Source organism: uncultured Demequina sp. (genome assembly GCF_913055775.1).
Lineage (GTDB): Bacteria > Actinomycetota > Actinomycetes > Actinomycetales > Demequinaceae > Demequina.
Map to the genome: position 1 here is coordinate 1 of NZ_CAJXJX010000117.1, position 8875 is coordinate 8875.

The following is an 8875-nucleotide window of genomic DNA, read 5'->3' on the forward strand; positions in this document are numbered from 1 at the left end:
ACGAACGCGAGCAGCCCGACCACCGCCAGGATGGGGGCGACCAGCGGCATGATCAGGCGCCAGAAGATCTGCGCATGGGTCGCGCCGTCGATCTTGGCGGCCTCGTCCATCTCCGACGGCACCGAGTTGAAGAAGCCGTACATGAGGAAGGTGTTGGCTCCCAGCGCAGTGCCCAGGTACACGCAGATCAGCGCGAGCTTGGAGTTGATGCCGAGCGCCGGGACCACCTCGCCGAGTGACAGCAGCAGCAGGAACACCGCGACGAAGGCCACCGTCTGCGGGAACATCTGCAGGATGAGCAGCGACGTGAGCGAGAACCGGCGGCCGGAGAAGCGGAAGCGCGAGAACGCGTATGCAGCCGCGGCACCCATGAGCACCGCGCCGATGCCGGCGGCGGCACCGATGATCAGCGTGTTGCCCACCCAGGTCCAGTACAGCGTGTCGTTCAGCGCCGCGTAGTTGTCGAGGCTGAACGAGGCGAACAGGCGATGCGAGCCCGCCAGGCTTCCGCGCTCGTCGAAGGACGCCGACAGCACGAACACGATCGGGAAGGCCGCATAGAAGATGACGAGGCCTGCCAGCGGATACTTCCAGCCCACCTCGGCCCACCACCGCGAACGGCGCGTCGACTGGCGACGGCCCTTCCCACGGGCGGGGCTCGGAGCGTCGGTGGCGATAGCGGAGTCGGTCATCACTGAATCTCCTCAAGCTTGCGGGTCTGTCGGAAGGCGATCGCAGAGACCACGCCCACCACGATGAACACGACGATGGACAGCGCGGACGCGAGGCCGTAGTCAGCGCGGCCGCCGGCGACTCCGGAGATCTGATAGATCGCAGAGATCAGGATGTCGGTATGGCCTAGAGGCACACTCGTATCCGTGAATCTGGGCCCACCGTTGGTGAGCAGATAGATGATCGTGAAGTTGTTGAAGTTGAACGCGAAGGAAGCGATCGCCAGCGGCGCGGTCGAGACCAACAGCAGCGGGAACGTGATCGATCGGAACTGGCGCCAGCGTCCGGCGCCGTCGAGCTTCGCGGCCTCCGTCGTCTCGGTGGGCAGCGCCTGGAGAGCGCCCGTGCACACGAGGAACCAATAGGGATAGCTCAGCCACAGGTTGACCCACAGGATCGCGAACTTCGCGACCCAGGGATCGCCCAGCCAGTTGATGTTGGCCCCGAAGAAGAACCACTCGTTGATGACGCCGAACTCGGCGTTCAGCATGCCGCGCCACAGCAGCGCGGACAGGAACGCCGGGAAGGCGTACGGGAGGATGAAGAGGGTGCGCAGGAACTTGCGACCGCGCACGCGCTCGTCGTTGTAGATCAGGGCGAACAGCAGGCCCAGCAGGAAGCTGGAGACGACCGTCAGGATCGCGAACCCGAAGGTCCAGGCCGTGACCCGGAGCAGCGGCTTCGCGTAGTCGGGGTCCGTGACCGCCGTGACGAAGTTCTCGAAGCCGATGTTCACGCGGTATCCGACCGGCAGCGTGGTGCCATCCGTGCCCACGAAGGTGCCGTACTCGTTCGGCGTGTACTCGACCCCCGTCTCGGTGTTCGTCAGTGTCACCGTGTCCGGGTCCCACTCGAGCGACGACGTGAAGGTCGACACGGTCGAGCCTTCACGCGTGCGCAGTGATCCGTCCTCGGCATTGTCCGACACCGCGACGCGGAGATCGGTGACGTCCTGCGCGAGCTCTTGGTCGCTGAGGATCTCGAGCCTCGGGATGACCTCCCAGCCGGGAACCTCGGTGGGGCGGCCGTTCTCGTCGATCGCTCCGCCGTCCACGGGGGTCAGTGGTTCCTCGGCGGTGCCGACGCTGATGACGCCGCCGATCGAGACCGCGAAGCCGAGCGTCTCGCCGTCGCGCACGACGGCAAGCGGGAGAGTCTCGGCCTCCGCGACCTGGCGCTCGGCCTGGATCAGGGCGGCGTCGACCGCCTGGTCGAGCGAGACGTTGTGGCCGGCGCCGTAGTTCGTGGTGGCCACGTAGGCCGTGTAGATCATCGTGAAGACCTGGAAGATCAGCAGGAAGACCAAGCCGGGGTAGATGTACTTGAGCGCGAGCGTGCGGCGCGAGAAGTAGACCCAGTCGGCCGCGACCAGCAGGATCACGGACGCGCCCAGGATGACCCAGGCCTGCGCGTTCCACGCCGACATGATGACGGCCACGCCCAGGGCGTTGACCAGCATCATGAGGAGCAGCTTGATGATGAAGCCCCATCCCAGGCCCGAGAGCCGGCGTGCCAGCGGCTCCTGCTGCGGCTTCTGCGGCTGCTCCGCGACTTCCGTGGTCATGTGCACTCCTGCTCGTGCTCGTGGGGGTGAAGGGAGGGGACGGGTGGGGTGGAGCGGGGGATCCGGTGGGGCGGTACGCTCACGCGCCCCGCCCCACCGGAGGTTGCACTAGCCCGCGAGGGAAGCGCTGAGGTCCTCGACCATCTTGTTCCAGGTCTCGGCCGGGTCAGCGCCCTTGATGATCGCCGACTGCGCGGCGTTCCAGAAGTCCCACACGGAACCCATCTCGGGGATGCTCGGCATGGGCACGCCGACCTCGGCGGAGGCCTGGAAGCCAGCGATGGCGTCCGGGTACGCGGCCGAGGCCGTGTCGACACCCTCGAATGCAGGCAGACGCGGGTCGGCGTCGTACAGGGCCTGCATGGCCTCGGGGGTCGCGATGTAGTTCGTCAGGAACTCGTTCGCGAGCAGGGCGTTCGCGCTCTGCGAGGAGACGTAGAAGCCCTGGACGCCCACGAAGGGTCCAGCGTCCTGGTCGCCGGCAGGCGGAGCCGGGTTCACGACGAAGTTGACGTCCGCGTAGTCACCCAGCGCCCACGGGCCCTGGATCGTGTACGCGCACTCACCCGAGTTGAACAGCTCGTTGTTGATGGCGTAGTCGACGGTGGTCGAGATGTAGCCCTCGCCCGCCTCGCCATTGTCGTAGAGCCACTGAGCGAAGGCCTCGCCGGCCTCGCCGCCCATGCCCACCTCGGAGGTGTACGAGCCGCCCTCCTGGACGAACACCGGGGCACCGAACGAGGTCTGGAACGGGTACATCGTGTAGCCGTCACCGGTCTCGCCGTTGGTGTTGATGCAGAACGGGCGCTCCGCACCCGAGTCAATGCCGCGCTGGATCATGTCATCCCACGACGACGGCGCCTCCTCGCCCACGAGGTCGACGTTCTGGATGAGCGCGATCGCCTCGAGCGCGTACGGCATGCCGTACAGCTGGCCGTCGTAGCTCATCGCGTCGACGCCCACCTGGGTGAAGCTGGACGCGTTGGCGCCCAGATCGACGGTGTTGACGACTCCGCCCTCGATGAGGGCGCCCAGCCAGTCGTGAGCGCCGATCGTGATGTCGGGGCCCTCGCCGGTGGGGACCTGCGCGAGGAAGTCCGCACGGATGTCCTCGAAGTTCTTCTGGACGAGGGTCACGGTCGCGCCGGTCTCCTCCTCGAACACGGCCGCGGCTGCCTCGACGGCGGGCTCGCGGTTCTCGTCGACCCAGACCGTCAGCTCGATGCCCTCGCCTGCGGGGGCCTCGGAGGTCTCTTCCGGAGTCGACGTCGGCTCCGTGGTCTCTGCGGGCTCCGGGTCGCTGCTGCACGCGGCCAGGAGCGCGGCGGTCGCCACGAATGCGGCTCCCATACCAATCTGCTTGCGCATCTTCTCTTCCTTCCAGAGATGGCCGCATCGCACTCTCTCGAGCGAGATCGCGTCGCTGCGACCGTTGGCACCTTCCAGACTATGCGTCCGGACGGCTTGTGGTGGTGGTGGTGGTGGTTCGGTGGTGTGCCGGGGCAAACCTCACCCCGAGGTCGGTGGCCGTCACTGCCCACCTCCCTGTCGAGCCGATGCGGTGCGCACGACGGCGACGCCGCCTCCCGCGAGCTCGAGCGTTCCTTCGATCTCGGCGCCGGTCAGCAGATCGGCTCCCGTGATCTCCAGCTCCACGTCATCGTCGCCGTGGTTGACGGCGATGACGAAGTCCTGTGCGTCCCCGCGGCGCGAGATGACCTCGACTCCTGCGGGGAACGATGGCGGGGTGATGCCCGCGTCGGCGTACACGTCTGCGGTCACCGCCGCCAGCGCATCGGCGCTGAGACGCGTGCCCACGTACCAGCCCGTGCCCTCGCCACGCTGGTGGCGGGTGATAGCCGGGAGGCCGTCGCCGGGGCCTCCCACGAAGGTGCCGCGCACCTCGGCGCCTGTGAGCCCGATGTCCTCGGCCCACACGTCTGCCGACAGCGCGGCGTCGCCGTAGGCGATCTCCATCGCGCGGCCTTCCCGCAGCGGCAGGAACTCCTCGACCGTGAGCCCGAGCGCATCCTTCAGGGGCGCGCCAAAGCCGCCCGCGTGGACCGCGTCGTTCTCGTCGACGATTCCGGAGAACGCGCCCACGAGCAGCGTCCCGCCGCGCTCGACATAGCGAGTGAGATTCTCTCCGGCCGATGCGGTCAGGAGATAGGACGAAGGCGCCACCACGAGCTTGTAGCGGCTGAGGTCGTGCTCCGGGTGGGCGAAGTCGACCGTCACGTTGTCACGCCACAGGCGCTCGTAGAACGCGCGCATCCGCTCGCGGAACTGCATGTCGTCCGAGGGACGCCACTCGAGATCGTGCGCCCACAGCGACTCCCAGTCGTAGAGCACGGCGACCTCGGCCTCGACGCGCGAGCCCTGAACCTCGGCGAGGTCCTTCAGGTGCGCGCCCAGCTGGACCACCTCGCGGAACACGCGCGACTGCGTCCCCGCGTGCGGCACCATCGCCGAGTGGAACTTCTCCGCGCCCGAACGGGAGGCGCGCCACTGGAAGAACATGATCGCGTCCGCGCCGCGCCCGAGGTGCGTGATCGCATTGCGGCGCATCTCTCCCGGTCGCTTCGCGGTGTTGTGCCCCTGCCAGTTCACGGCGGACGTGGAGTGCTCCATGAGCATCCACGGCGCACCTCCGCCAACGGAGCGGGTGAGGTCGGCGGACAGCGCCAGGCCCACGTGGGCGTCCTCGTCGGGCGACCACAGGTAGTGATCGTCCGCGACCACGTCGACCTCCTGGGCCCACTTCCACAGGTCCGTGTTCCACGACTGGTGGGCCATGAAGTTGGTGGTGATGGGCTGGGTCGCGTGGGCACGGATCGCGTCACGCTCGATGCGGAAGCACTCGCGGAGCTGGTCGTCGGTGAAGCGTGCCCAGTCGAGCTTCATCGCGGGGTTGACGATGGTGGGCGTCGCGGCAGGCGCGACCACGTGCTCCCAGTCGTCGTAGCGCTGTCCCCAGAAGGCCGTGCCCCACGCGGCGTTGAGCGCCTCGAGGGTCTCGTAGCGCTCCTGCAGCCACCGCCTCCAGGACGCGACGGCCGCAGGCCCGAAGTCCTCGGCGACGGGCACGCCGTACTCGTTGTGCACGTGCCACAGCACCACCGCGGGGTGCGACGCGTAGCGCTTCGCGAGCTCGGTCGCCATGCGAGCGATCGCCTCGCGATACGGCGCCGAGGCGTGGGAGGCCATGCCGCGCGAGCCGAAGCCCATGACCCGGCCGTCCTTGTCAGTGACGCGAGCGTCCGGGTACGCGGCGAAGAACCACGCCGGGGGCGAGACGGAGGGGGTGCCCAGATCGGCGGCGATGCCGTTGGCGTGCAGCAGATCGAGAAGGTCGTCCATCCACGCGAAGTCGTACAGGCCCTCCTTGGGCTCGAGCATCGCCCACGAGAAGATTCCCACGGACACCAGGTTCACTCCGGCCTCGCGCATCAGCGCGACGTCCTCGTCCCACACCTCGCGAGGCCACTGCTCGGGGTTGTAGTCCCCGCCGTAGACCAGGCCCTCGAGGGCGGGCCAGGCTGCTGCCGTCATGACACTCCGTTGGATCTCGTGGCCGGTGGGGCCGGGTGGTGAGGTCACCTCGTCGGGGGAACTGTGACCGGTCCCAGTCTTACTCTCCGCGAGGGCCTCAGGCAAATCCTCGGCGTGGATCGTAATGCAACTGTGACCGGTCTCACTCTCGAGCGATGGAAACGCTTACATACTGAATGTCCGCTCGTCGCAATGCAAGTTCACGGTGGTGTCGTTACGAAATTGTCACCGTTTGCACTCCGGACGCCCCGCGCGACCAGGACCCGGGCTAGGCTCTTGCTCCGTGACCACCGACGGCCTGGAGAGGCGCAAGCCCACCATTCGCGACGTCGCCGCAGAGGCCGGCGTCTCGCGAGGGACGGTCTCGCGCGTGATCAACGGCGGTCACTGGGTCTCCCCCGCGTCGCGGGAGGCGGTGGAGAAGGCGATCGAGTCCACGGGCTACTACGCCAACCACCACGCGCGCTCGCTCGCGACCGGTCGCGCGAACTCCATCGCATTCCTGCTGACCGAGCCCACCCAGCTGCTCTTCGACGACCCGACCTTCTCGTTGCTGCTGCGCGGAGCGGCCGAAGCGGTGTCCAAGCGCCACCAGACGCTCGTGCTCCTCGTGGCCGGCACCGATGAGGAACGGCGCAACGTCGCTCACTTCGTGGGCGCGCGGCACGTCGACGGCGTGCTCCTGATCTCCTCGCACGAGGAGGATCCCATGCTCGAGACCCTGATCGACTCGGGCATCCCGACCGTCGCGTGCGGGCTTCCTCTCGGCCACCAGGGCGAGATCCCGACGGTGTCGGTCGACGAGATCGGCTCGGCTCGGACCGCGGTCCACCACCTCCTCGACCAGGGCCGCTCCCGGATCGCGATGATCGCCGGGCCCGCCGACACCCCCGGCGGCAAGTACCGCCTGGTGGGCTATCGCGAGGAACTCGGCGACGCCTTCGATGAGCGCTTGGTCGAGGCGGGCGACTATTCGACCGCGTCCGGCACGGCCGCGATGGAGAGACTGCTCGAGCGAGCGCCCGACATCGACGCCGTGTTCGCGGCCTCGGACCGTATGGCCTCCGGCGCAATCAACGCGCTGCGCCGCCATGGCCGCGACGTCCCGGGCGACGTCGCGGTGGTGGGCTTCGACGACTCCGGGCTCGCCGAGCGCATGGAACCGCCGCTGACCACCATGCGCCAGCCGTTCGATGAGATCAGCGAGCAGATGGTCGAACTGCTGTCGCAGATCGTCGCGGGCCGCAGCCCCGAGTCGCTCACCCTGCCTGCTCCCCTGATCAAGCGCGCGACCGCCTGACCGGCGGCCGCCCCGCCAGCGCATCGGCCCTCCGTGCGCGTCCCAGCAGGCGCTCAGTGCCCAAGACTGGCGCTCCTCGGCGCTGATCGCCTGCCAGCGCCCACGAGCGCCATCCGTCGGCCACCTCCCGCGAGTGACTGAGTGCCCAGAACGGCGCGATCCGGGCAGCCAGCCACTCGTGGGGCGCACGCGCGCACGCTGCACCCGACCCGCGCATCGGCCCGCGCCGTGGTGTCGACCCGCCCCCAATGCGGGTAGGTTCGTTCCATGGCGTTCCCAGGAGAGCTGTCCATCGGTCGGATCCCCGTCGTCGGCGTCGGGCCATCGCTCGAGGAGGGCCGCTGGGCGGCACGCGCGGTGGTGGGCGAGGCCGTGCCCATCTGGGCGACGATCTTCCGCGAGGGCCACGACTCGGAGGGCGCAACCGTGGTCGTCACGCGCCCTGACGGCAAGCGCGACGTGATCCCGATGCCGTGCAAGGACTGGGGAAATTCGCTGTACGAGGCGATCTTCATCCCCAAGCTCGAGGGCCACCACACGTTCCGCGTGGAAGCATGGTCGGACCCGTACGCGACCTGGGCCCACGCGGCGGAGGTCAAGGTCAGGGCCGGCGTCGACGTCCAGCTCATGCTGGACGAGGGCGTCAGGGTGCTGACCGAGGCGGTACGCAAGGTGCGGCGGAAGGCGGCCCGCAAGGAGCTGCTCGAAGCCGCGATCGCCTCCCTGCAGGACACGGACCTGGCGCCCGAGGCGCGGCTCGCGCCGGCGATCGACGACGGAGTCCGCACTGAGCTCACGGAGCGCCCACTGCGCGCGTGGGTGAGCCCGTCGCGCGAGTACCCACTGCTCATCCAGCGCGAGAAGGCCCTGGTATCCGCGTGGTACGAGATCTTCCCGCGGTCGATCGGGGCGCGCCGCGACCGCGCGACCGGCGAGTGGCGCTCGGGGACCTTCACGACGGCGTCGAAGCGCCTGCCCGAAATCTCCGAGATGGGCTTCGACGTCGTCTATCTGACGCCCATCCACCCCATCGGCGACACCCATCGCAAGGGGCGCAACAACTCGCTCCAGACCGAGCCGGGCGATCCCGGAAGCCCCTACGCGATCGGCGCCGCCGAGGGCGGGCACGATGCGATCCACCCCGAGCTCGGCACCATGCGGCAGTTCAAGAACTTCGTGAAGAAGGCGCACGAGCACGGTCTCGAGGTCGCACTCGATCTAGCGCTGCAGTGCAGCCCTGACCACCCCTGGGTCACGGAGCACCCCGAGTGGTTCACGACGCGGGCAGACGGCACCATCGCGTACGCCGAGAACCCGCCCAAGAAGTACCAGGACATCTACCCGCTGAACTTCGACAACGACCCCGAGGGTATCTACCAGGCCATTCGTGACGTTCTGCAGGTGTGGATCGACGCCGGCGTGACGCTGTTCCGCGTCGACAACCCACACACCAAGCCGCTCACCTTCTGGGAGCGGCTGCTCACCGACATCGCGCGCACCCACCCCGAGGTGATCTTCCTGTCCGAGGCCTTCACCCGGCCCGCGATGATGCACACCCTCGCCCGCATCGGCTTCCACCAGTCGTACACGTACTTCACGTGGCGCCAGAGCGCCGAGGAGATGGGCGAGTACCTCGAGGAGGTCTCCGGCAAGGGCTCGTTCTACATGCGCCCCAACTTCTGGCCCACCACGCACGACATCCTCACGCCGGACGTGCAGGCGGGCGG

Annotated in this window: 6 protein-coding genes; 2 read left to right on the forward strand and 4 right to left on the reverse strand. The window is 68.3% G+C overall.

The genetic code is table 11. From position 1 onward, the window contains the following. The 4 genes from QZ483_RS11055 to QZ483_RS11070 all read right to left on the reverse strand — a co-directional run. On the reverse strand, positions 1-692 hold a 692-nt coding region (locus QZ483_RS11055; RefSeq protein WP_297083956.1), incomplete at its 3' end, for a sugar ABC transporter permease. Beyond that, positions 692-2296: an ABC transporter permease subunit gene (locus tag QZ483_RS11060; protein WP_297083958.1), complete on the reverse strand. Its 1605-nt coding sequence runs from the start codon at positions 2294-2296 to the stop codon at positions 692-694. The genes QZ483_RS11060 and QZ483_RS11055, both read right to left, overlap by 1 nt. Before the next feature lie 108 nt (positions 2297-2404). Beyond that, positions 2405-3664: an extracellular solute-binding protein gene (locus QZ483_RS11065; protein WP_297083960.1), complete on the reverse strand. Its 1260-nt coding sequence runs from the start codon at positions 3662-3664 to the stop codon at positions 2405-2407. A gap of 162 nt (positions 3665-3826) precedes the next feature. After that, positions 3827-5848, reverse strand: a complete 2022-nt coding sequence (locus QZ483_RS11070) for a beta-galactosidase (protein WP_297083962.1) — start codon at positions 5846-5848, stop codon at positions 3827-3829. 283 nt (positions 5849-6131) lie between these two features. Between QZ483_RS11070 and QZ483_RS11075 the strand changes: the two genes are divergently transcribed. After that, entirely contained in the window at positions 6132-7148 is a 1017-nt protein-coding gene (locus tag QZ483_RS11075) for a LacI family DNA-binding transcriptional regulator (protein ID WP_297083963.1), read from the forward strand. A 267-nt stretch (positions 7149-7415) separates the two neighbouring features. Next, positions 7416-8875, forward strand: a 1460-nt coding sequence (locus QZ483_RS11080; RefSeq protein ID WP_297083965.1) for a maltotransferase domain-containing protein, incomplete at its 3' end; no start/stop codon positions are given.